The sequence below is a fragment of the Marinobacter sp. NFXS9 genome, from assembly GCF_040148665.1.
Lineage (GTDB): Bacteria > Pseudomonadota > Gammaproteobacteria > Pseudomonadales > Oleiphilaceae > Marinobacter_A > Marinobacter_A mangrovi.
This window is the reverse complement of record NZ_JAGDDW010000003.1, coordinates 1-23,965: the sequence shown is the minus strand read 5'-3', so window position 1 is coordinate 23,965 and position 23,965 is coordinate 1. Positions and strand designations below refer to the sequence as shown.

Annotated in this window: 23 protein-coding genes; 16 read left to right on the top strand and 7 right to left on the bottom strand. The window is 60.8% G+C overall.

Translation table 11 applies throughout. The features are described 5' to 3' along the window. Positions 1-203 precede the first annotated feature (203 nt). The 6 genes from lptB to J3364_RS05985 are packed head-to-tail and all read right to left on the bottom strand — an operon-like array spanning position 204 to position 4,588. Positions 204-929 carry an LPS export ABC transporter ATP-binding protein gene (lptB, locus tag J3364_RS06010; protein WP_349557486.1) on the bottom strand — a complete coding sequence of 242 codons (726 nt, stop codon included), beginning with the start codon at positions 927-929 and terminating at the stop codon, positions 204-206. After that, entirely contained in the window at positions 929-1,477 is a 549-nt protein-coding gene (gene lptA, locus J3364_RS06005) for a lipopolysaccharide transport periplasmic protein LptA (protein WP_349557485.1), read from the bottom strand. The genes lptB and lptA overlap by 1 nt, the downstream gene beginning before the upstream one ends. Continuing rightward, a complete protein-coding gene (lptC, locus tag J3364_RS06000) occupies positions 1,455-2,048 on the bottom strand; it encodes an LPS export ABC transporter periplasmic protein LptC (RefSeq protein WP_349557484.1) in 594 nt (197 codons plus the stop codon). The genes lptA and lptC overlap by 23 nt, the downstream gene beginning before the upstream one ends. Then, on the bottom strand, positions 2,048-2,596 hold the full coding sequence (locus J3364_RS05995; RefSeq protein ID WP_349557483.1) for a KdsC family phosphatase: 549 nt from the start codon (positions 2,594-2,596) through the stop codon (positions 2,048-2,050). The genes lptC and J3364_RS05995 overlap by 1 nt, the downstream gene beginning before the upstream one ends. A 46-nt stretch (positions 2,597-2,642) precedes the next feature. Beyond that, entirely contained in the window at positions 2,643-3,611 is a 969-nt protein-coding gene (locus J3364_RS05990) for a KpsF/GutQ family sugar-phosphate isomerase (RefSeq protein ID WP_123632555.1), read from the bottom strand. Between the two features lie 14 nt (positions 3,612-3,625). Then, the gene (locus J3364_RS05985) at positions 3,626-4,588 is read right to left on the bottom strand and encodes a calcium/sodium antiporter (protein WP_349557482.1); all 963 of its coding nucleotides are present in this window, start codon (positions 4,586-4,588) and stop codon (positions 3,626-3,628) included. Between the two features lie 378 nt (positions 4,589-4,966). Here J3364_RS05985 and J3364_RS05980 point away from each other — a divergent pair, with 378 nt between their 5' ends. The 11 genes from J3364_RS05980 (at position 4,967) to J3364_RS05930 (ending at position 13,714) form a co-directional block, all read left to right on the top strand. After that, on the top strand, positions 4,967-5,779 hold the full coding sequence (locus tag J3364_RS05980; protein WP_349557481.1) for an ATP-binding cassette domain-containing protein: 813 nt from the start codon (positions 4,967-4,969) through the stop codon (positions 5,777-5,779). Further along, positions 5,776-6,558: a lipid asymmetry maintenance ABC transporter permease subunit MlaE gene (gene mlaE, locus J3364_RS05975; RefSeq protein ID WP_349557480.1), complete on the top strand. Its 783-nt coding sequence runs from the start codon at positions 5,776-5,778 to the stop codon at positions 6,556-6,558. Before J3364_RS05980 ends, mlaE begins: the two co-directional genes overlap by 4 nt. Then, positions 6,558-7,007: an outer membrane lipid asymmetry maintenance protein MlaD gene (gene mlaD, locus J3364_RS05970; protein WP_349557479.1), complete on the top strand. Its 450-nt coding sequence runs from the start codon at positions 6,558-6,560 to the stop codon at positions 7,005-7,007. Before mlaE ends, mlaD begins: the two co-directional genes overlap by 1 nt. A gap of 27 nt (positions 7,008-7,034) precedes the next feature. Continuing rightward, positions 7,035-7,688, top strand: a complete 654-nt coding sequence (locus tag J3364_RS05965) for an MlaC/ttg2D family ABC transporter substrate-binding protein (RefSeq protein WP_349557478.1) — start codon at positions 7,035-7,037, stop codon at positions 7,686-7,688. Beyond that, a complete protein-coding gene (locus J3364_RS05960; RefSeq protein WP_349557477.1) occupies positions 7,685-8,011 on the top strand; it encodes an STAS domain-containing protein in 327 nt (108 codons plus the stop codon). The genes J3364_RS05965 and J3364_RS05960 overlap by 4 nt, the downstream gene beginning before the upstream one ends. Positions 8,012-8,205: 194 nt before the next feature. Beyond that, the gene (locus tag J3364_RS05955; protein ID WP_123632548.1) at positions 8,206-8,448 is read left to right on the top strand and encodes a BolA family protein; all 243 of its coding nucleotides are present in this window, start codon (positions 8,206-8,208) and stop codon (positions 8,446-8,448) included. A gap of 72 nt (positions 8,449-8,520) precedes the next feature. Continuing rightward, positions 8,521-9,783: a UDP-N-acetylglucosamine 1-carboxyvinyltransferase gene (murA, locus tag J3364_RS05950; RefSeq protein ID WP_123632547.1), complete on the top strand. Its 1,263-nt coding sequence runs from the start codon at positions 8,521-8,523 to the stop codon at positions 9,781-9,783. A 20-nt stretch (positions 9,784-9,803) separates the two neighbouring features. Beyond that, entirely contained in the window at positions 9,804-10,448 is a 645-nt protein-coding gene (hisG, locus tag J3364_RS05945; RefSeq protein WP_349557476.1) for an ATP phosphoribosyltransferase, read from the top strand. Positions 10,449-10,508: 60 nt separating this feature from the next. After that, positions 10,509-11,834, top strand: coding sequence for a histidinol dehydrogenase (hisD, locus tag J3364_RS05940; protein WP_349557475.1), 1,326 nt, complete (start codon positions 10,509-10,511; stop codon positions 11,832-11,834). Then, entirely contained in the window at positions 11,831-12,886 is a 1,056-nt protein-coding gene (gene hisC, locus J3364_RS05935; RefSeq protein ID WP_349557474.1) for a histidinol-phosphate transaminase, read from the top strand. The genes hisD and hisC overlap by 4 nt, the downstream gene beginning before the upstream one ends. A 69-nt stretch (positions 12,887-12,955) precedes the next feature. Next, entirely contained in the window at positions 12,956-13,714 is a 759-nt protein-coding gene (locus J3364_RS05930) for a Nif3-like dinuclear metal center hexameric protein (RefSeq protein WP_349557473.1), read from the top strand. Between the two features lie 63 nt (positions 13,715-13,777). Here J3364_RS05930 and J3364_RS05925 read toward each other — a convergent pair whose 3' ends face one another. Beyond that, positions 13,778-14,218, bottom strand: coding sequence for a Z-ring associated ZapG family protein (locus J3364_RS05925; protein ID WP_123632542.1), 441 nt, complete (start codon positions 14,216-14,218; stop codon positions 13,778-13,780). 367 nt (positions 14,219-14,585) lie between these two features. Between J3364_RS05925 and zapE the strand changes: the two genes are divergently transcribed. The 5 genes from zapE (at position 14,586) to J3364_RS05900 (ending at position 23,775) form a co-directional block, all read left to right on the top strand. After that, on the top strand, positions 14,586-15,683 hold the full coding sequence (zapE, locus tag J3364_RS05920) for a cell division protein ZapE (protein ID WP_349557472.1): 1,098 nt from the start codon (positions 14,586-14,588) through the stop codon (positions 15,681-15,683). A gap of 83 nt (positions 15,684-15,766) precedes the next feature. Further along, positions 15,767-16,951, top strand: coding sequence for a thiolase family protein (locus tag J3364_RS05915; protein WP_349557471.1), 1,185 nt, complete (start codon positions 15,767-15,769; stop codon positions 16,949-16,951). A gap of 498 nt (positions 16,952-17,449) precedes the next feature. After that, positions 17,450-19,315, top strand: coding sequence for a DUF1302 domain-containing protein (locus tag J3364_RS05910; RefSeq protein WP_349557470.1), 1,866 nt, complete (start codon positions 17,450-17,452; stop codon positions 19,313-19,315). Positions 19,316-19,347: 32 nt separating this feature from the next. Further along, positions 19,348-20,709, top strand: coding sequence for a DUF1329 domain-containing protein (locus J3364_RS05905; RefSeq protein WP_123632538.1), 1,362 nt, complete (start codon positions 19,348-19,350; stop codon positions 20,707-20,709). Positions 20,710-21,066: 357 nt separating this feature from the next. Further along, positions 21,067-23,775 (top strand): LuxR C-terminal-related transcriptional regulator, encoded by a 2,709-nt coding sequence (locus tag J3364_RS05900; RefSeq protein WP_349557469.1) that lies wholly within the window; start codon positions 21,067-21,069, stop codon positions 23,773-23,775. Positions 23,776-23,965 lie beyond the last annotated feature (190 nt).

The following is a 23,965-nucleotide window of genomic DNA, read 5'->3' as shown; positions in this document are numbered from 1 at the left end:
GGCCTTGAAAGTTAACATGTCGAATGACGATTTGGCGCGACAAGCAAATTCTTTGCCGAAGTTTACTGCTATGGGTGTCCAGATGACAACGTTTTGACCGTCAGGGCGAGTTGTTCGCCGTCCGGTCCTGATTTTGAGTTTAGCGTCTCGGGCCGATTATGCGATAGCCCCGGGCGCACTTTGGCCGGATTTGTGACCGTTTTTCACAATCGGAACTCATTGCCGAGGTAGACCTCCTTGACCTGCTGGTTGGCCAGGATGTCGTCGGCGTGACCGGAGGCAATGATGTGACCCCCACTCACGATGTACGCATTCTCGCAGATATCCAGGGTCTCTCGCACGTTGTGATCGGTAATCAGCACGCCGATCCCCTTATCCCGCAAGTGCCGGATGATCTGCTTGATGTCGCTCACCGAGATCGGGTCGACGCCGGCAAACGGTTCGTCGAGCAGAATGAACGCCGGTTCCATCGCCAGCGCCCGGGCGATTTCCACCCGGCGCCGCTCGCCACCGGATAACGCCATACCCAGGCTGTCCCGGATATGGGTGATGTGGAATTCTTCCAGCAGGTTTTCCAGCTGCGTCTCGCGCTCGGCCTTGGTCAGTTTCTTACGCGTTTCCAGGATCGCCATGATGTTGTCGCGAACACTGAGTTTGCGGAACACGGACGCTTCCTGCGGCAGGTAGCCGATGCCAGCGCGGGCCCGGCCATGCATGGGCAGGGGGGTGATGTCCCGCTCGTCGATGGTGACGCGGCCGTTATCGGCCGGCACCAGGCCGACGATCATGTAGAAGCAGGTGGTCTTGCCGGCGCCATTGGGCCCCAGCAGTCCGACGATCTCGCCGCTGCGGATTTCCAGGGACACATCCTTGACGACCTTGATCTGCTTGTAGCTCTTGGCCAGGTTGTTTGCGCGCAGGATCGCCATCAGTTGCCGCTCTCCCCGCCGGTTTTCTGGCGCGGCTGAATGACCATCTCGACCCGACCGTCCTGATCGTTACCGTCGCGACTGCCGCTGGCGGTGACCACGCGGGTGGCAGTGTCGTAGTTTATTTCCTCACCCTTGAAGACGTTGCCGTCCTGGTGAATGACGGCCTTTTCGATGAAGGTGATCCGGTTTTCGCCGGCCGCATAGATGATGGTCATAGCTTCAGCATCGGTCTTGGCCGTATCGGCGGTCTTGGGCTGGGTGTAGTGGGCCGGTTTACCGTGCGCCTCGATGCGATTCAGTGCGCCTTGTTCCCGATACAGGACGACCTTGTCGGCGGTCAGTTCGGTGCCGTCCTGGCGGACCACCACGTCACCGGTGTAGATCGCGGTGCCCTTGGCGTCGTCGAGACGCGCCTGGTCCGCGCTGACCTTGATGGGGCTGTCGGAGTTGAGGTCGAAAGCCTGGGCTTGGGATGCCAGCACCAGCAGGGCCGCGCCTGCGATGCGTCGCAATAGGCGGGGCTTATTGCGAAGATGACAATTCATACTGTCCTTCCACCTGTGATTGGAGTTGCACGATCCGTTGGTCGATCCAGGCTTTCATGCCGGTGGCCCGGGTGGTGCCGCGCGGATCCCGGAGCAGCACCGGGGCGTCAGTGTGCACAATGCGCTTTTGGTTATCCAGTGTCAGATGCGTGGTTTCCAGGCTGCCTTCGGATCCCGAGGCCAGCACGCGGCTGATGACCACGTTGCCGGAAAGGTCAATCACATCGCGATTGGTGCGGTAGTTGCCCTCGTCGGCGCGCATGTGCCAGGGCTGGCCGGAGTCCGCATCGATCATGGTGGCCCTGGGCTGCTTCATGTGGGCCCGGTTCTGTGCGTCAAACTGTTCGATGCGGGGGCTGCTGATCACGGTGGTCAGCTTGCCCTGCTCGTCAAAGGACCGGTATTCGCCATTGACCACGAAGCTGTCCGGCTCATCCGGGCCGCGCAGTTCCTGGCCGATGGTGGGGCCTCCCTGATCGTCGCTGCGCCACAGCAGGCCAATCAGCACCGCCGACAGGACAGCCAGGGCCAGGAAGCGCAGGCGCGGATGGTTCAGGCGGCTCAGCAACATCAGGCGCCCCGTGCGTGATAGGTGAGGTGCAGATCCGCCAGTTTGTTCTGGGCCTGCAGGATCAGGTCGCAAATTTCCCGGACAGCGCCTTCGCCGCCGGCCGTTTCGGTCGTGTAATCGGCCTGTTCGCGAACGTACCAGTGGCCGTTGGGCACGGACAGACCCAGGCCGGCGTGCATGATGGCACCCAGATCCGGCAGGTCATCGCCCATGTAGGCGGACTGCTCGGCGGGCAGGTTCAGTTCCTGAAGGAGTTCGCGCAGGGCGATTTCCTTGTCTTCGCGGCCCTGTTGCAGGTGCTTTATGCCCAGATCGCGCGCCCGTCTTGCGGTGAGCGGTGAGTTGCGACCGGTTATGATGGCGACGTCGACTCCGGCCCGCTGGAGCTGCTTGATGCCATGCCCATCGAGGATGTTAAAAGCCTTCATTTCGTCGCCCTGGGCCGTGAAATAAAGACGGCCATCGGTGAGGACGCCATCCACATCAAGGGCCAGCAAGCGAATGCCGGCGGCTTTGCTGATCAGGTCGTCGGGCAACGGACGTTCCATGAAGGGTTCCTTTAACATCACTTTCAGGTTAACGGATTCTGGCGCCTCAGAGTACGCCGGCGCGCAACAGGTCGTGCATATTGATCGCGCCCACCAGGTCGCCGTTGCGGTCGGTGACCGGCAACGCGGTGATCTTGACCTCGTCCATGATTTTCAGCGCCTCGGCGGCGAGCTGTTCTTCGCAGATGCGCTTGCCGCCTACCGTCATCACGTCGCGGACGGGCGTGATGTGAACGTCCAGGTTGCGATCCAGTGTGCGGCGCAGGTCCCCGTCGGTGAAGACGCCGATCATCTGACCGTTGTCGTCCACGACGGTAGTCATACCCAGTCCCTTGCCGGAAATCTCCAGCAGGGCCTCACTGAGCAGGGTGTCCGGAGACACACGTGGAACGCGATCGCCGGTGTGCATGATGTCGGAAACGCGCAGCAGCAGGCGTCGCCCAAGGCTGCCGCCCGGGTGCGAAAAGGCAAAATCCTCGGCGCTGAAACCGCGGGCCTCGAGCAGGGCGACGGCGAGGGCATCGCCCATCACCAGCGTTGCCGTGGTGCTGCTGGTGGGTGCCAGGCCCAGCGGGCAGGCTTCCCGTGGAACGCTCACGTCCAGGTTGGCTTCGGCCTCCCGGGCGAGTACGGAATCCGGCTCGCCGGTCATGCTGATCAGCGGGGCGCCCATGCGTTTGATGAGTGGCAGGATGGTCAGTACTTCGGCGGTCTGGCCGGAGTTGGAGATAGCCAGGACCACGTCGTCGCCCGTGATCATGCCCAGGTCGCCGTGACTGGCTTCACCGGGGTGGACGAAAAAAGACGGGGTGCCTGTACTGGCCAGGGTGGCCGCAATCTTCTTACCGATATGGCCGGATTTGCCCATGCCCGTCACCACAACCCGACCGTTGCACTGCATCACCAGTTCGCAGGCTTTCTCAAAGGTGTGGTCGATGCGATCGGTGAGGGCGTCGATGGCCTCGCGCTCAATGGCGATGGCCTGGCGGGCCGATTCGATAAAGGAACTTCTCATGGGCCGGGCGATCCTTAACGTGCTGCGTGGTAGAGCACGACGGTGTATGCAATGTATCCGGCCAGCAGTATACCACCTTCAAAGCGCGCCAGTTTTCCCTTTTTCTGCATGCCGTAAGCGAAGGCGGCAAGCAGCAGGGTCAGTCCGGTCATGGTGCCGTAATCCCGGTAAAGGACATCGTTGTCGATGGCCAGCGGGTTGAGCAGGGCCGGCATCGCCAGTACGGCCAGGAGGTTGAACAGGTTGGAGCCGACGATGTTGCCCAGCGCCACGTCATGGTGGCCCTTGAGGGCACTGGCGACCGAGGCGGCCAGCTCGGGCAGACTGGTTCCAATGGCGACGATGGTCAGGCCGATGATTAGCTCGCTGACGCCGAGAGACAGGGCCATTTCGGTGGCCCCCCAGACCAGAACCCTTGAGCTGAGGATCAGCGCGGCGAGGCCTACGACGAACCAGATCGTGGCCCGCTTCGTACTCATGACCGGCATCTCCTCCAGCTCTTCAAGGAATTCCGGCGCTTCCCCCGGCTTGTTGCCGCGGCTCATCAGGAAAAGCGACAGGGCCAGCATGGCCAGGAAGATGAGACCGTCGCTGGGCGAGAGCTCGCCATCGAGCAGGAGTGGGAACACCAGGATGGTCACGCCCAGCAAGACCGGGAATTCGCGGAACAGGACGGTGCGTTTGAGCGGAATCGGCGCTATCAATGTGGTTATGCCCAGGACCAGGCCAATGTTGGCGATGTTGGAGCCCAGCGCATTACCGACAGCCAGCGCCGGTGCGTTGGTGAGGGCCGCCGTGGCGGACACCAGCATCTCCGGCGCCGAGGTGCCGAAGGCGACGATGGTCAGACCGATCATCATTGGCGACATACCCAGGGTGCGGGCCATGGCCACGGCGCCTTCGACAAAGCGGTCGGCACTCCAGATCAGGAGAACAAGGCCGGCGATGATGGCGCCGATGTAGGGAAGCAGGGACATACCGTCATTCCATGGATCGCTGAACAAGGCGGGAAATTGTGATGGAGTTGCGGGGCGGTCGCAACCGGGAATGGTGCAGGTGTATGGATCGGCAGGATTAATTGATACGTCGCATTGGTGCGGGCTGCATTTGAGCTTCCCGCCAAGTTGTCATACTGTAGCGCCTTTTGTGGTCGACCGTGTCCGCAGGGACGTCAGATTTTTCGGTATGGCATGGATTTAACGACACATTAATGTGTCCGACGTGAATATCTGGAACAATGCCGTGCAGACAGGGATGAAGACGATTGCCGAAGGGCAAACGGTCCTCCCGGCAAAGAGCCGGTGCGGCGCCCCGCTATCCCGGTTGTCAGGGTGCCTCCAACAGGAAAGGTCTCGATGACATCAGAGTCCACTTTTATCGATATCCAGAACCTCGTTTTTCTGCGGGGCGAACGTCGCATCTTCGATGGTCTGTCGTTGCAGATCCCCCGGGGGAAGGTGACGGCGATTATGGGGCCGAGTGGGACCGGCAAGACCACCCTGCTCAAGCTGATCGGCGGTCAGTTGCGCCCCGAAAGTGGCCGCATCACCGTGGATGGCATCTGTGTGCACAAACTGCGGCGCTCGGCGCTGTATGACTTGCGTAAGCGGATGGGCATGCTGTTCCAGAGCGGTGCCCTGTTTTCAGACATCAGCACCTACGAAAACGTGGCCTTTCCGCTACGGGTTCACACCAAGCTTCCGGAAGACATGATCCGCGATATCGTGCTGATGAAGCTGGAAGCGGTCGGGCTGCGCGGTGCGCGGGATCTGATGCCGTCGGAATTGTCCGGCGGGATGACCCGGCGTGTGGCACTGGCCCGCAGCATCGCCCTGGATCCTGAGCTGATTATGTACGACGAGCCCTTCACTGGGCAGGATCCGATCGCCAAAGGCGTTCTGGTAGAAATGATCAGTAAGCTCAATCGTTCGATGGGCCTCACCAGTGTGCTGGTGTCGCACGATGTTCCCGAATCCCTGAGCATCTGCGATTACGCCTGTATCGTGTCCAACGGGCAGGTGATCGGTGCCGGCTCGCCGGAGGAGCTGCAGGACAATCCATCCGAGCGCGTGCAGCAATTTCTGCAGGGTAAGCCCGACGGCCCTGTTCCTTTCCATTATCCGGCGGAGCCGATCGCCGAGGACCTGGCAGGTGGGGCACAACGATGATTGACCGTCTCGCAACGATCGGACGTGGCACTTTTGATATCCTGGCCTCCCTGGGGCGGTCCAGTGAATTTCTCGTGCGCAGCCTGATTGCCGTGCCGCGCCCAGCGACGGGGTTGCCGCTGCTGGTCAAGCAAATCTACGCGGTCGGCGTGCTGTCGCTGGCCATCATCGTGGTCTCGGGGCTGTTTATCGGCATGGTGCTGGGGCTGCAGGGCTATAACATCCTGACCGACTATGGCTCGGAGCAGGCGATCGGTCAGATGGTGGCCCTGACCCTGGTGCGTGAACTGGGGCCGGTGGTGACGGCGCTGCTGTTTGCCGGTCGGGCCGGTTCTGCCCTGACGGCGGAAATCGGTTTGATGAAAGCCACCGAACAGCTGTCCAGCATGGAGATGATGGGGGTGGATCCGCTGCGCCGGGTCATCGCGCCGCGGTTCTGGGCCGGATTCATTACCATGCCGCTGCTGGCAATGATCTTCTCCGTTGTGGGTATCTGGGGCGGTATGCTGGTCGGCGTTGACTGGCTGGGCGTATTCGAAGGGTCATACTGGGCCAACATGCAATCGTCGGTCGACTTCGGCGAAGACGTCCTAAACGGCGTGGTCAAAAGTATTGTATTTGGTTTCGTCTGCACCTGGATCGCGGTTTACCAGGGCTACGACAGTGTGCCGACCTCCGAGGGGATCAGTTCGGCGACCACCAAGACCGTGGTCTACTCCTCGCTGGCGGTGCTCGGTCTTGATTTCATTCTCACTGCGGTGATGTTCGGAGATATCTGATGCGTCAGAGAACAATGGAAATAGTGGTAGGTGCGTTTGTGCTTGCCGGATGTGGCGCCCTGCTGTTCCTGGCGCTCCAGGTGAGCGGCCTCACGCCGCAGGCGGCGGAACCGACCTACAAGGTCTACGCCAACTTCAACGACGTTGGCGGTCTTGCGGTGCGCGGTCAGGTGTCGATGGCCGGGGTTACGATTGGCCGGGTCACGGGCATCAAACTCGATCCCAAGACCTACCAGGCGCGCGTCGAAATGGAGATCAACAAGTCCGCGGAAATCATTCCGACCGACAGCTCGGCGATTATCCGCACCGCCGGTCTGCTGGGCGAGAAATACGTGGATGTATCCGTTGGCGCCGATTCGTCGTACATGAAAGACGGCGACACCTTTTACGGCACCCAGTCGGCGCTCAATATTGAACGTTTAATCAGTAACTTTGCCTCAGGGAAGTAAGAGGCCAATTCAGTCAGGAGCCGGGTTATGAAAGCAGTCCGACAGGTCTGGGGCAGTCTTATGGCAATGCTGGTGGTCGTAGCGGCGATGCCGGCCTCAGCAGACAGCGATTCGCTGCGTCAGTACGTGGATGACAACACGCAGGCGCTGGTCCAGGAGCTCAACGAAAAACGGGGGCTCTACAACTCGGATCGCGAGGCGTTTTACGAGCAGATGGAATCGGCGCTGTCGAACTTCGTCGATTTTCGCCGTATCGCGGCCCGGGTCATGGGCCGTTACGCACGGCAGGCGTCACCGGAGCAGCGGGATGCTTTCGTTGAGAAATTCAAGCGCAGCCTATTCGACAGCTATGCCAAGGCGCTTGTCGAAGCCGACCACTTCACCATCAGCGTGGGCGATGCCACGATCAATCCGAGCAACGAGGAGCGGGCGTCCGTGGAACTGCAGGTCACCACGGCCTCCGGCAATCGTTATCCGGTGGTCTATTCGATGTACCTCAACGACAACGACCGCTGGATGATGGAAAATGTGATTGTCGAAGGGGTGAACATCGGCCTGGCGTTCCGTGATCGTTTTGCACAGGAAATGGAAGAAAAACGCAACAACGTGCAGGCGGTGATCGACGGCTGGACGGATACGGTCAAGGAACTGGATCTGGACAAGAAGGTGGATCAGTCGTGACCGGGCAGGCTCAGGCTCAAGCTGTCAACGCGGCCGGTGACACGCTGCCCACGTTTCAGTTGGCTCCTGAGCTGCTGGACCGGGATGTTCTTGCGCTGCGCAAGCAGGGCGAGGGCTTCCTCGCCGAGCAGGGCGGCAGTGCCTGTCGTATGGATCTGGCCGGCATCGATCGGGCCAGCAGCGTGCTGGTGTCGCTGATGCTCTGTTGGAAGCGTCAGGCTGAGCAGCAGGGCGCAGCGCTCGATTTTACCGGCGTCAGCGATCGCCTCGTTGAACTGGCCCGAATGGGCAACGTGGCCGATTATCTCGGGCTTGCCGACTGACCCGCCGTCGTCGGACGGCCGCTCCGATCACATCCATTGACAGCTTTCATCCATCCGTTGTTTAGCCTTCCGCCGGAATTCGATACAATTCCGCTTCTGAAATTTCGATGCTTGCCGGAGACCGTTGCTTCGGGAGCTTAGTAGATTGGAGTCGCCGGACGGCTCTCATTCCCCCAATCGATTGAGGTACGCACATGCAGGCGGAGGACGTGGCAGAGCTGGTTCGTAAAGAGCTGCCCGACTGTGAGATCCAGGTCCAGAATGACGGCAACCACTATCTGGTTGTGGCCATCGGTGATCGATTCGAAGGCATGTCGCCGGTCAAGAAGCAGCAGCTGATCTACGCTGCGCTTAACCCGCAGTTGTCTGACGGTACTATTCACGCCCTGACCATCAAGGCATTCACTCCGGCTCAATGGCAGGCCCGCCAGGGCTGATCGGGTGGGGTGGCCTGATTCCGTTCAGGCCCCGACCGGGACCCTGCGACCCACATTAACAGGACAAGATTCGTGGACAAATTGCTCATCCGCGGCCGTAAGCCGCTAGACGGGGAAATCCGGATTTCCGGCGCCAAGAACTCCGCGCTGCCGATTCTGGCTTCGACACTGCTGGCTGACGAGCCGGTGACCGTTGGCAACCTGCCGCACCTGAACGACATCACCACCATGATCGAGCTGCTGGGCCGCATGGGTATTGAGCTGATGATCGACGAGAAGATGAGCGTCGAGGTGCACGCCAACACCATCAAGGAATTCCATGCGCCGTATGAACTGGTCAAAACCATGCGCGCGTCGATCCTGGTGCTGGGCCCGCTGGTGGCTCACTTTGGTCAGGCGGAAGTCTCCCTGCCGGGTGGGTGTGCGATCGGCAGCCGGCCGGTCAACCTGCATATCCAGGGGCTGGAGCAGATGGGCGCCGAAGTGAAGGTCGAGAACGGCTACATCAAGGCGCGTAGCAATGGCCGTCTGAAGGGCGCCCACATTTTCCTCGACACCGTCACCGTGACCGGCACCGAGAACCTGATGATGGCGGCCGCATTGGCGGACGGGAAAACCATCCTGGAAAACGCGGCGCGTGAGCCGGAAGTCGTGGACCTGGCCGAGTGTCTGATTGCCATGGGCGCAGACATCAAGGGTGCGGGTACGGCGACCATCGAGATCAACGGGGTTGAGCGCCTGCACGGCTGTCACTACGACGTGCTGCCGGACCGCGTCGAGACCGGCACCTACCTGGTGGCGGCGGCAGCGACCGGCGGTCGGGTCAAGCTGAAGGACACCCGTGAAGATCTGCTGGAAGCCGTCCTGCTGAAGCTCAGTGAAACCGGGGCGCACATCTCCACCGGCAAGGACTGGATCGAACTCGACATGAAGGGCAACCGCCCGCGCGCGGTCAGCTTGCGGACGGCGCCGTATCCGGCCTTCCCGACCGACATGCAGGCCCAGTTTGCCGCCATGAACGCTGTGGCCGAGGGCAGTGGCGCCATTACCGAAACGGTGTTCGAAAACCGCTTCATGCACATCCAGGAACTGAGCCGGATGGGTGCGGACATTACTCTGGAAGGCAACACCGCGATCATTCGCGGCGTGGAAAAACTGAACGGTGCGCCGGTTATGGCCACGGACCTGCGGGCTTCGGCCAGCCTGGTCATCGCCGGTCTGGTCGCCGATGGCGATACCATTGTCGACCGTATCTACCACATCGACCGTGGTTACGAATGTATTGAAGAGAAGCTGCAGTTGCTTGGGGCCAGTATCCGCCGACTGCCTGCCTGATCCCGGACTTTGGACAGACTATGACAGACAGCATCACCATCGCACTCTCCAAGGGGCGGATCCTCAAGGAAACCCTGCCGTTGCTGGCGGAAGCGGGCATTGAGCCGGTCGACGACATCGACCGCTCCCGCAAACTGGTTTTTCCCACCACGGATCCGGCCGTGCGCCTGCTGATTATCCGCGCGACCGACGTGCCCACATACGTCCAGTACGGCGGTGCCGATCTGGGCGTGACCGGCAAGGACGTCCTTATGGAGCACGGCGGCGCCGGTCTGTATGAGCCGCTGGACCTCAACATTGCGCGCTGCAAGCTGATGACCGCCGGTCCGGTCGGGCAGGCGTCGCCTGAAGGGCGCGTTCGAGTGGCGACAAAATTCGTCAATCTGGCGCGTCAGTATTACGCCTCACAGGGCCGCCAGGCGGATATCATCAAGCTGTATGGGGCCATGGAACTGGCGCCCATTCTTAATCTGGCGGATGAGATCGTGGACATTGTCGACACCGGCAATACCCTCAAGGCCAATGGCCTGGAGCCGCGCGAACTGATTACGCACATCAGCACCCGCCTGGTGGCCAACCGCGCTTCCATGAAGATGAAGCACCGGGTCCTGCACCCTATCATTGAAAAACTGGGTGAGGCGGTCGATCGTCGTCGCGAGGCCTGACGGCCGCCAAGCCCCTGCCGAACCCAACCAGTCTTTGTCCGTATCCCGAGAGGATGTGTTATGACCGAGGTTACCGTAAAACGCCTGTCCGCCAATGCGGCGGATTTCGATGTCACCCTGGAGCGCCTGCTGGCGTGGGATGACAGCGTCGATCATCAGGTCAATGAGTCGGTCCGGCATATCCTGCATGAAGTGCGCACCCGGGGTGACGCAGCGCTGCTGGAATTCACCGAGCGCTTCGATCGCGTCACGGCAAGCGGCGTGGCTGAACTGGAAGTCTCCAAAGCGCGCATGGCCGAAGCGGTCGACTCGATTCCTGACGCCCAGCGCGAGGCGCTGGAGTCCGCCGCGGCCCGTATTCGCGATTACCACGAACGCCAGAAGGCGCCGTCCTGGCAGTATGAAGAAGCGGACGGCACCGTACTGGGCCAGAAAGTGACCCCGCTGGATCGGGCCGGGCTTTACGTGCCCGGCGGCAAGGCCGCCTATCCCTCATCCGTTTTGATGAACGCCATTCCAGCAAAAGTGGCTGGCGTGGGTGAAGTGGTGATGGTGGTGCCCACGCCCGGTGGGGCGGTCAATGATCTGGTGCTGGCTGCGGCTGGTATCGCCGGCGTGGACCGGGTTTTCACCATCGGCGGCGCTCAGGCGGTAGCCGCGCTGGCGTATGGCACCGAAACCGTGCCGCGGGTCGACAAGATCGTCGGTCCCGGCAATATCTTTGTCGCCACCGCCAAGCGCGAAGTGTTCGGCACCGTGGGGATCGACATGATTGCGGGTCCGTCGGAGATTCTGGTGATCTGCGACGGCCAGACCGATCCGGACTGGATCGCCATGGACCTGTTCTCCCAGGCCGAGCACGATGAACAGGCCCAGTCGATCCTGATCAGCCCGGACGCTGACTTCCTCGACCGGGTTGAAGCCAGTATCCGCAAGCTCCTGCCCACCATGGAGCGGGCCGAGATCATCGCCACATCCATTTCCGATCGCGCGGCCCTGATCCATGTCGACGACCTGGCCCAGGCCGCTGCGGTCAGCAATCGCATTGCACCGGAACACCTGGAGTTGTCGATAGCGGATCCGGAAAGCTTGCTGCCGTCCATCCGGCACGCCGGCGCCATCTTTATGGGCCGTTTCACGGCGGAAGCCCTGGGCGACTACTGCGCGGGACCCAATCACGTACTGCCGACATCCGGCACGGCGCGCTTCTCGTCGCCGCTGGGTGTCTACGACTTCCAGAAGCGCTCGTCCATCATCGGCTTCTCTGCGGAAGGCGCGAGCGAGATGGGGAAGGTCGCTTCCGTACTGGCTCGTGGCGAGGGGCTGACAGCGCACGCGCAGTCCGCCGAGTACCGTATCCGGGATAAGAGTTGGGAGGCATCATGAGCCGATTCTGGAGCCCCCGGGTCAAGGAACTGACTCCCTATGTGCCCGGCGAACAGCCCAAACTCAAGGATCTGGTGAAGCTCAATACCAACGAGCACCCGCTGGGCCCCTCCCCGAAAGTGCTGGAAGCCATTCGTGCCGAAGCGGGCGATAACCTGCGTCTCTACCCGGACCCCAATGGCGATGTCCTTAAAGCCAAGCTGGCGGATTACCACGGGGTGTCGGCAAAACAGGTGTTCCTGGGCAACGGGTCCGACGAGGTGCTGGCACACATCTTCTTCGGCCTGTTCCAGCACGGCAAGCCGGTCCTGTTTCCGGACATTACCTACAGTTTCTATCCGGTCTACTGCGGCATCTACCACATCGAGGCCCGGGCGATCCCGGTGGCGGAGGATTTCTCGATCCGTCCGGAGGATTATTCGGGCGATTGTGGCGGCATTATCTTTCCCAATCCCAATGCGCCTTCCGGTCGGGCACTGGCCTTATCCGACGTCGAGCGGATTGTGGCGGGCAACCCGGATGTGGTCGTGGTGATTGATGAAGCCTACGTGGATTTCGGGGCTGAGAGCGCCATAAAGCTGGTGGATCGTTATCCCAACCTGCTGGTGACGCAGACGCTGTCCAAGTCACGCTCGCTGGCCGGTCTGCGAGTGGGTTTCGCCGTAGGTCATGAGGACTTGATCGAGGCGTTGGAGCGCGTGAAAAACAGCTTCAACTCCTACCCACTGGATCGTCTGGCACTGGTTGGGGCCGTCGCCGCCTACGACGACGAAGACTATTTCCGCCACGCGACCGACTATGTGATCCGCGAGCGCCAGCGGGTGACGGACGGACTGGAACAGTTGGGCTTCGACGTGGTGCCGTCAGCCGCCAATTTCGTACTGGCTCGCCATCCCGACCACGCCGGCGCGGATCTCGCTGCGGCATTGCGGGAACGCAGCATCATCGTGCGCCACTTCAACAAGCCGCGTATCGAGAACCACCTGCGCATTACCATCGGTTCCGAAGCACAGAACGACGCCCTGCTCGGGGCCCTGCCTGATATCGTTTAAGAACGAGGCTGGCGATCTCTCGGGTCGCCGGCCTGCCATTTTCTCAAGCATCCGCTCCGGAGGTCTCCCATGACGACGAGCACGACCCGTGACAAGGTGGTCAGCCTTGTAGAATCGTGGCTTGAGCCCGGTCGATTCCAGGATTACTGCCCCAATGGCCTGCAGGTCGAGGGGCGAGAGTCGGTGGCGCATGTGGTCACCGGCGTCACCGCATCCCAGGCGTTTATCGATGCCGCGATCGAGGCGGGCGCCGACTTGCTGCTGGTGCACCACGGTTACTTCTGGAAGGGTGAAGACCAGCGCATTCGCGGTATGAAAAAGCGGCGCCTGCAAACCCTGTTGCGCCAGGACGTCAGTCTGCTGGCTTACCATCTGCCATTGGATGATCATCCCGAGCTGGGCAATAACCGGCAGTTGGCCAACGTGCTGGATCTGCGCGACGCCGCACCGTTGCAGGCGGGTGGCCTGGTGTGGATCGGCGACCTGGCGTCACCGATGACAGCGACCGAGCTGTCCGGTCTGCTGGAAGAGCGCTTGCGCCGAACGCCCTTGCACGTAGGGCATGGCGCCGACCCAATTCGTCGGGTGGCCTGGTGTACCGGAGCCGCCCAGGGGTTCATCAACCAGGCCCTGGAAGCCGGTGCCGACGCCTTTATCAGCGGTGAAATTTCAGAACCCACCGTGCATACCGCACGGGAAGATGGCATTCACTATTTCTCGGCAGGTCACCACGCAACGGAGCGTTACGGCGTTCAGGCGGTAGGTGAGCGTCTGGCACGGGAGCTGGGGATTCGTCACACCTTTATCGATATCGATAATCCGGTGTAGGGAAGGGCGGTGGCAACCGGTTGTCGGGTTGCCACCGTCTGGTCACGTCGGAACGTGGCCGTCTTATTCGGTTTTGCTTTTCTCGCGCAGGCCGTAGTCTTCGGCCAGGGTGCCTTTTTCCTTGGGATCGCTTTTGGGTGCGTAATCCCGGGGCGGTTCAAAACCGGAGTCGCCTGACTTGGCGTCCCCCAGACGGGCGGTGTCGTCTTTCTTCTCCAGTTCATGGAGCCAGTCTTCATCGTGGCACAGCCGGTTGGCGCCGCGGGCCATGTGCTGGCTGACGTCCCGGTAGACATCGTTGAGCCGGCGCATCAGATGAGCGGATTCCATGAAGTGCTCGTTAACCTGGGCCTGATACCGGGTATATTCGCTGCGCAACTCGTCGATCTGCTGCTCCAGACGGCGCTGGCGCAAGCTGGTGCTCTGGCCTGAGCGGCCGACCAGTACGCCGACAACGAGCCCGATGACGAGGGTGGCTAAACCGATGAGAATGAGTTGCGTCATACTGTCCCTGACCCTGAATTCGAGAATGAGTATGTAAGACGCCGATGGTGGCGTCCCGGTGCCTTAGTGGCGGTTGATTACCCTGACTGCCCAGTCTTGCACCCTGGCGGCGCTCACTGTTTGGAGACGCATCGCAGGGTATGAACGCGGGCACCCTAAGTATACCGGCTGACCGGTATATCGCCCATGCCTGTTCGGCCCTCCAATCGTCGCATAGACCATCGACTGACCGGTATCGCCTTTAACGGGCGCGGAATCCGGGGGCGGTCTTGCCGCCTGCGAGCCGACACAATGGAGAAAAGGGACAAAATCAGCGACAATACGCCGCTTTATTGACCAGCATTATCCAGCGAGACAAGAGCAACGCATGACCCCGTGGGAACGCTATCAGCAAGACCTCCAGAAAGACGGTTTCGAGAAGGATGCCGCTCAGGCGGACGCGGTACAGCGTCTTCAGGCACTGTACGACAAACTGGTGGAATCCGAAAGCCAGCGACAAAAGACGTTCACCAAGCTGCGGCGTAAGCTGCGTGGCGGCCGTGAGGAGCCCATCACGGGCCTGTACTTCTGGGGCGGAGTCGGTCGTGGCAAGACCTACCTGATGGACACGTTTTTCGAATCGCTGCCTTTCGAGCGCAAGATGCGGGTTCATTTCCATCGCTTCATGCAGCGGGTGCACAACGAACTCAAGACACTCAAGGGAACCAAGAATCCCCTGGAAACCGTTGGCGAGCGCTTTGCCGAAGAAACGGCGGTCATCTGCTTCGATGAGTTTTTCGTGTCGGACATTGGTGATGCCATGATCCTGGCTACGTTGCTCGATACGCTGTTCAGCCACGGCGTGACCCTGGTTTGCACCTCGAACATCGTGCCGGACGGTCTCTACAAGGACGGCCTCCAGCGCGCCCGATTCCTGCCAGCGATTGACCTGGTCAAGAAGTATACGGACGTCGTCAACGTCGATGGCGGCGTCGATTATCGTCTGCGGACGCTGGAGCAGGCCCGCCTGTTCCACACGCCATTGGGACCTGAAGCTGCCGAGAGCCTGCAGTCCAGTTTCGAACGGCTGTCGGTGGACTCCACCGGTCACTCGCTGAATCTGGAAGTGAACGGCCGCAAGATCCCGGCCATCGGTCACGCCGACGATGTGGTCTGGTTCGACTTCAAGGCCCTGTGCGACGGGCCGCGCAGCCAGAATGACTACATCGAGCTGGCGCGGGAGTTCCATGCGGTGATCGTCAGTGATGTGCCGGTTCTCGGCCGTGAAAAGGATGATCAGGCCCGGCGCTTCATCAATATGATCGATGAATTCTACGACCGTCACGTCAAAGTCATCATTTCGGCTGAGGCGCCGATCCACGAGCTCTACGCCGGTGGGCGGTTGGGCTTTGAGTTCGAGCGGACCGAATCGCGTCTGCTGGAAATGCAGTCGAAAGAATACCTCCAGGCACCGCATAAGCCCTGATCCGGCGGGCGGAGCCGACGAAACACCAATAACAAGCCCGTACCTTCCAATAAAGCGGGCTCGACCACAGATGAGGAAATACCATGAGCAACGATAACGTCGTCATCGTCAGCGGTGCCCGCACGCCGATGGGCGGTTTCCAGGGGAGCCTTGCGGCGGTCAGTGCCGTCGAGTTGGGTGCGTTGACCATTGCCGAGGCCGTGCGCCGTGCCAAGCTGCAACCGGAAGACGTGCAGGAAGTCATCATGGGTAACGTGTTGCCCGCCGGCCTCAAACAGGGCCCCGCGCGCCAGGCGATGCGTCAGGCCGGTCTGCCGGACGGCACCGGCGCTACAACGATCAATAAGCTGTGCGGCTCGGGCATGAAGGCCGCCATGCTGGCCCACGATCTGATCAAGGCCGGCACCAATGACATCATGGTGGCCGGTGGCATGGAAAGCATGTCTAACGCGCCTTATGTACTCCTTGGTGCACGCCAGGGCTATCGGATGGGACCGGGTCAGGCGCCGCAGGACCACATGTTCCTGGATGGACTGGAAGACGCGGAAACCGGTCGTCTGATGGGCGCATTCGCCCAGGATATGGCCGACAAGAAGGGCTACACCCGTGAGGAGATGGACGACTACGCCATCAACTCGCTCAAGCGGGCCCAGCAGGCGATCAAGGACGGCGTGCTGAAAGACGAGATCATTCCGGTTACCGTCAAGACCCGCAAGGGCGAAACGGTGGTCGAGGATGACGAGCAGCCCATGACGGCAAACCTGGAGAAGATCCCCACGCTGCGGCCTGCCTTCAAGAAGGACGGCACGGTGACGGCTGCCAACGCGTCCTCGATTTCCGATGGCGCCTCAGCGCTGCTGTTGATGCGTGAGTCCGAAGCGGAACGTCGCGGTCTCCAGCCCATGGCACGGATCGTCGCCCATTCGACTCATTCCCAGCATCCCTCGGAGTTTACCTGTGCGCCGGTCGGTGCGATCAAGACCCTGTTCGAGAAAACCGGATGGGCCAAGGATGATGTGGACCTGTTCGAGATCAACGAAGCGTTCGCCATGGTGGCGATGATGCCGATCCGGGAACTGGAACTGGATACGGCCAAGGTCAACGTTCACGGGGGCGCGTGCGCTCAGGGTCATCCGGTTGGTTCCACCGGCTCCCGTCTGGTGGTCACCCTGATGCATGCGCTCAAACGCCAGGGCAAATCCCGGGGTATCGCTGCGCTGTGTATCGGTGGGGGCGAAGCCACCGCCATGGCCATCGAGATGCTTTGATCCCCGCATCTGCGGGTCATTAACCTGCAGAATGTCCTCCCAAGCCCGGGCGATGGTCGTGCCCGGGCTTGCCGGATTCCCTCCTGACCGATTCCGTTCCCTTGCAGTGCATCACAAATATCCTGCCGTCGGGCCTGAAACCGGTTTGCCTGCGCTGGTTGCCCCCTGTTTTACCGTCTATATTGAGGGTGCTTTGCGAGAAGTCTGCAGCGGGCGGTAGCGTCCGGCTATAGGGAGCAGGCTGTTTCGGCGATTTGGGCCGGCCAGGACAGAAAACCGGCATGCAGCACAAAAAGGGTAATCCGCAGGGGCGGTGCCGCGATGGCATCACGGGAGACCCGGCGGTGAGGGGGCCGCAAAATCATACTTTTGATCGATCAAAGCGTCCCGGGGCCTTAGCTATAGTGCCATCATCACGAGCACTGTGCGTGGAGTCTCCGACATCGTGAAAACAAATAACTAGAGCGCGACTCAGAACAACAATGGAGTAGCTTTCCAATGACAAGAAAAATCCAACAGCGGCAACAGTGGGTCAAACTGCCCCTGGCAGCAGCCATCACGGCCACACTGTCGACACCTGCCGCCGCCTTTCAGTTTTACCTGGGCGACGTTGAAGCTTCCTTTGACACCACACTGACAGCCGGTGTGGGCTGGCGGGTAGAAGACCGGGACAAGCGTCTGATTGCGCAGGGTAACCTGGGCCCGTCCTACGCGCCGGGCGGCGCCAACGCCAACATCGGTGCGTCGACCAACAACTATGACGACGGCAACCTGAACTTCGAAAAGGGCGACACTTACAGCAAGATCGTCAAGGGCACCAGTGAGCTGTACCTCAACTACAACGTGGACAGCGAATACCTGACCCGTGTCGGTGGTTTCCTGCGTGGCCGTTACTGGTACGACTTCGAGCTCAAGGATGAATCCCGCGCGACCGACTACGTCGGCCAGCAGCGTGAGCTGAATGATGATGCCAAAGACAACGCCTCCGGCGGTGAGTTCCTGGACGCGTACGTTTTCAGTGACTGGTACTTCGGCGAAACGCCGGTCAGTGTCCGTTACGGCAAACAGGTCCTGAGCTGGGGTGAAAGTACCTTCATCCAGGGCGGCATCAACGTCATCAACCCGGTCGACGTTAACGCCATCCGGGCGCCCGGTGCAGAATTGAAAGATGCACTGCTGCCGGTCGAGATGCTCTATTCCTCCATTGGTCTGACCGAGAACGTCACCCTGGAAGCCTTCCTGCAGACGGACTGGGAAAAGGTCCGTCCGGATGACTGTGGTACGTTCTTCTCCACCAACGACTTTGCCGCTGATGGCTGCGGGCCGGTCCTGCTGGCCGGCCAGCTGCCCGACTCCCAGGCCTATGCTCAGGGCTTTATCTCGCCGCGTGTTGGCGACAAGGAACCGGACGACCGTGACCAGTTCGGTGCCGCCATTCGCTGGTACGTGCCCGCGCTGAACGATTCCGAGCTGGGCTTCTACTACATCCGTTACCACAGCCGTCTGCCATACGTGAGTGGCGTCGTGAACGACGAGGACAACGGCAAGCAATTCCCGAGCTACTACATCGAGTATCCGGAAGGCATCAACCTGTACGGTGTCAGTATCAACACCACGATTCCGGGTGGTTGGTCACTGGGTGCCGAGTACAGCTTCCGTGACAACATGCCGCTGCAGTGGAACGCCTTTGAGCTGATCTACGGTGGTCTGCAGCTGGATAATCCGGAAACCGGCGAAGCGGCCAGTTTGCTGCAGCAGCAGCGTGAGGCGGAAGCCAACGGTGCGGATCTGTCCGGTTCCGAGGTGAAAGGTTATGACCGCTTCAAGGTTTCCCAGGCGCAGTTCACCCTGATCAAGTTCTTCGATCAGGTGATGGGCGCGAGCCGTCTGACCTTCGTCGGCGAAGTGGGCGCAACCTACGTTCACGGTCTGCCTGATTACGACGAAGCCCGTTACGGCCGTTCTGGTACCTACGGTATCGGTCAGCTGCCCGGCGGTGCCTGTGACGGATCCGGCTCAACCGGTGCGGCGCTCAACATCAACACCAACTACTGCAACAACGAAGGTTTCACCACATCCTTCTCCTGGGGCTACCGCACCCGTTTCGTGTGGGACTACCCCAACGTGTTTGCCGGTGTGAACCTGAGCCCGCAGCTGGCCTTCTCTCACGACGTACAGGGTTACGCGCCGTCGCCCGGCGGTAACTTCCTGGAAGGCCGCAAGGCGATTGGTCTGTCGCTGACCGGTGTCTACCAGAACCGCTACAGCGCGAACGTTGGCTACACGAACTATTTCGGCGGTAAACCGTACAACGAACTGACCGACCGGGATTTTGTCAGTGCCAGCGTATCGGTCTCCTTCTGATCGGGCCTGAATTTGTATTACGAGGTATAACAATGAAACTGAACAAGACACTAATCGCCACCGGCATTCTGGCTGCGTCTCTCTACGGGGGAGCTGCCAGTGCCGCTGTTTCTGCTCAGGAAGCGGCGAAGCTCGGAGACACGCTCACGCCGATCGGTGCCGAGAAGGCCGGTAACGGCGGCGCCATCCCTGCGTGGGACGGCGGCCTGCAGACCATTCCGGCGGGCTACAAAGGCGATGGTATCTACGTCAATCCGTACCCGGATGACAAGGAGGAGTTCCGCATCGACCAGAGTAACGTCGATCAGTATGCGGACAAGCTGTCTCCCGGCCAGGTGAAGATGATCAAGAAGTACGACGATTACTTCATCCCGGTCTATCCGACCCATCGTCCAGCGGCGTACCCGCAAGACATTTACGATGTGACCAAGCAGAACGCCACCCAGACCAAGCTGATCCCCAGCGGCAACGGTATGGAGAACTACACCAACGGTGTGCCGTTCCCCATTCCGCAAAACGGTCTGGAAGTCATCTGGAACCACATCACGCGATATCGTGGTGGCTCGGTGACTCGTCACGTCGGTCAGGTGACTCCAACGGCGGATGGCAACTTCAGCGTTGTCCACTTCCAGGATGAGCTGACCTGGCGTGCGGCGCTGGAGGATTTTGATCCGAAGGAAGACCAGAACGTCCTGTTCTACTTCAAGCAGGCGATCACCGGTCCGGCCCGTCTGGCCGGTAACGTCCTGCTGGTTCACGAGACCATCAACCAGGTTCAGGAGCCGCGCCGGGCATGGGTCTACAATGCGGGTCAACGCCGGGTTCGCCGGGCACCGCAGGTGGCCTATGACGGTCCGGGTACCGCTGCCGATGGTCTGCGTACGTCTGACAACTTCGACATGTACAACGGCTCGCCTGACCGCTACGACTGGGAACTGATCGGTAAGCAGGAAATGTACATTCCGTACGACTCCTACAAGCTGGTCGACCGTGACCTGGACTACAACCAGATCATCAAGGCCGGTCATATCAATCAGGCGCTGACCCGGTATGAACTGCACCGCGTGTGGCACGTGCGGGCGACCCTGAAGAAAGGGGAGCGTCACGTCTACGCCCGTCGTGACTTCTACATTGACGAAGACACCTGGCAGGCATCCGTCATCGATCATTACGATGGTCGTGGCGAACTGTGGCGAGTGGCTGAAGCCCACAGCATGTACTTCTATGACCACAAGGTGCCCTGGTACGCCATCGAGGTGCTGTACGATACCCTCTCCGGTCGTTATCTGGCCCTGGGTCTGACCAACGAAGAACAGGATCCGTACGAGTTCGGAACCAAGCGTAACTCTCGCGAATACACGCCGGCCGCACTGCGCCGCGCAGGTACTCGCTAAGATCGGATATCGTTCTGGAAAAGCCCCGGCCCTGGCCGGGGCTTTTTTGTTTACGGCGGCGTAAATGGGTCCAGCGGCTCTGCATACGTAACAAATTGTATCCAGCACGCTGAAATTACGAGATTTTTGCCCTTATGGTCCAAACTGTATTAATCTAGTCGCAAAGTAGAACCGGGCACGTCCAGTGCGACATAACCGGTCGGAGACAACAATAAAAACAGGGAGAACAACAACAGGAGTCTCTGGATAATGCGTGGATGATGACAGTCCGCTGTCATCGGGAGCATGGGACAGAAGACCAGACGCAACACCACACCCGCGATTGGCCTGGATCGCGACGTTTGATTGGGGCATATCTTGAAAACAATTCTCGACGTACAGGCGGCGAACGACGATTTCGCCGATCAGGCCCGTGCCGTACCGTCCGGCGAGCTGATCCGGGATCTGCTCGGTCACCGGATCAGGGTACCGGCTGCACCCACCGACTTCCTGGCTCGACCTGGCCTGCAACAAACGATCGCGCAAGCGCTGCAGCCCGGCAGAACCCTGTTGCTTGAAGCGCCCGCAGGCTATGGGAAAACGCAGGCGTTACGGGAATGGGTCGTGGCCGCTGAGGCTGACCGGGTGGCCTGGCTCAGCATCGAATCACGAGACAATGACCCCCGGCGCCTGATGGCCCTGTTGGGTCTCGCCCTGGGGCAGGATCAGCGGCAGGCCCAGGGGGCATTGCAGCGTGATCTTTATCCCGACCTCCTCAGTCTCTTGTTGCAGCGCTATGCCCGGGAATTTGCCAAGAATCCTGACAAGCTGCCGACCTGCATCGTTCTCGATAATGTGCACTGGCTGGCCCATCCAGATGCCCGGGATCTGATTGAGCAGCTGGTCGCCGAGTTGCCGGAAACACTCGCGCTGGTGCTTATTTCCCGAGAACAGGTCACTTTCTCCACGCACAGTGCAGCCCTGAGCGGTCGGCTGACGCGGCTGGGTGCCGAGCATCTTCGTCTTTCTCTGGCCGAAACCGAGGCCCTGTTTGCGGGGGAAATGCAACAGGAACGCATCCGCCCGGCGGACGTCGAGCAGGTGCATCATCTCAGTGAGGGCTGGATGACGCCACTGCAGTTGTTCCGGATGGAGCTGCAGGGCGACTCTGACACCCCGCGAACCATATTGGAAAGCCCGTCGGTTGCCCGTTTCTTTCGCGACGGTCTTCTGAGCGGTTACAGCACCGTCGCCCAGGTGATGTTGTTCCACATGGCTGAGCCGGAACTCATCAGTGACGCGCTGCTACAGTCCCTTAATGAGGCGCTGTTTGATCTGGAGCTCACGCCTTCCATGGCCTGCCAGCGGGGGTTGCCGATCTGGCCGGTCTCCGGTCAAGGGCGCTGGTACCGGTTTAATCCCCTGTTCCGCGACTGGCTGCTGGGCAGGGAGCTGCATGGCCGGCAGGCGCGGGCGCTGCGTGCCAGTCACTGGTTCGAAGCCCGGGGTGACCGTACCGAAGCACTGACACACGCGTTACGAGCCCAGGACGCCGACCGTGCCCTGGAGATCGCCGCCAGCGGGTCCGAAGCCTTGTTAGCCGGCCAGAACACCGGCGAATTATTGAGCTGGCGCCAGCAGTTGCCGGCCCACCTGGTCGACAAGAGTCCTCGCCTGCGTCTGGTCTACGGCTGGGTGCATGCGATTGGTGGGCAGTTCAGTCAGGCAGAGAAGTTGATCGACGGCCTGCCAGAAGCCGAACGTGATGCGTTGGGCGGCCGGCTGATGACGTTGCGTGCGTTTATCCTGCGCGGTCGCGGTGTGATCGAACCGGCGCTTTCGGTTGTCGATCAGGCGCTCGCCGATGCCGCACTGTCTGATCACGCCCGACTGATGGCGCTGTGGATTCGCTCCAGTGCCCTTTGCGCCGGTGAGCGCTATGCCGAAGCGCGCAGTGCCAATCGACATGCCGCGCGGCTGGCCCGTGAATCCGGTGATCCGGGCAGCGAAATCCTGGCGGTATACGATCATGCTCGAATTGAGTTGGGCAAAGGCTATCTCAAGCGCGCCGAGACCCTGATTCGTCGCGGTATGGACGTAGCGCTCAACGCACCGTACCAACCTCCGCGAGTCGGGGAGAGCCGTTTGCAGCTCAGCTTGGCCCTGCTGCTCTGGCACCAGGGCCGCTGGCAGGAGGCCGAAGCCTGTCTGGTGCGCGCCGCGCGCCAGGCCGAGCACTGCCGCGATCTCGGGGTGCTGATGAACCTCGCATTGCGTGCGTTGATTGCCAAATCCCGCGGCGAGCTGGAACAGGCTTTCAGCTGGATCGGGCAGGCCGAGCGCACCATGCAATTGTGGCAGGTGGATGATGTGGCCTATCGTCCGGTTCTGGAAGCGTTGAAGCTGTCCTGCTGGCTGCAGGGTGACCAACTGCAGCGCGTGGATTCCGCTCTGGGGTCTCTCGCGGTTGAGGGCCAGGAACCCTGCGTGCCCGAGCTTTTCCCCATGCTGCCCGGCTTGGTGGAAACCCTGCGGATTCGTCAGGAGATTGCGCGGGGAGACCTGGCCGCCGCCCAGGATCGCCTGTCGGCCTACAGCCAGGCGGTCGACGGTCTCGAGTTGCCGCTGGGACGGCTGATATACGGGCGGATTCTCCGGTCCCTGATCCACGACAAGGCCGGCAAACCGGACAAGGCCCTCGTCGCTCTACGCGAAGCACTGCAAGAGGCGGCGCGTGAGGAATACGTCAGTCCGTTCATCGAAATGGAGAGCGCATTGCGCGAACTGCTGCCCAAGGTCCTGGCGTCCGCGGGGGAATCGCCCTTCTTTGACCGGCTACGGGCCTATTTCCGGGTCGAGAAACACCAGGCGTCGAAAGCCGGTGGCGAACTGGCTGAGCCCATCAGTGATCGTGAACGGGGTGTGCTCGAGCTGATTGCCATTGGCCTGTCCAACCAGGACATTGCCGATCGGCTGCATATCTCGCTGCATACGGTAAAAACCCACGCAAGGCGCCTCAACGCCAAACTGGGCGTGCGTTCAAGGACCCAGGCCATCGTCCGCGCGCGGGAATTGGGGGTGCTTTAGAGCGCTTCATGAAACCAATGGCATCCATTGTTTCGTACTCCCGTAGGTTGGGCTGACGCAGGAAGCCCAACCTTGTATCTGTCCATGAACTTTGGCTAGCTACCAGAGTTCACCTGGAAGCCGGGTATATAGCGCCCAACCTGAGGGCATAGACCCTGCGTTGTAGATGTAACCCGGCTTCCTCTTTATC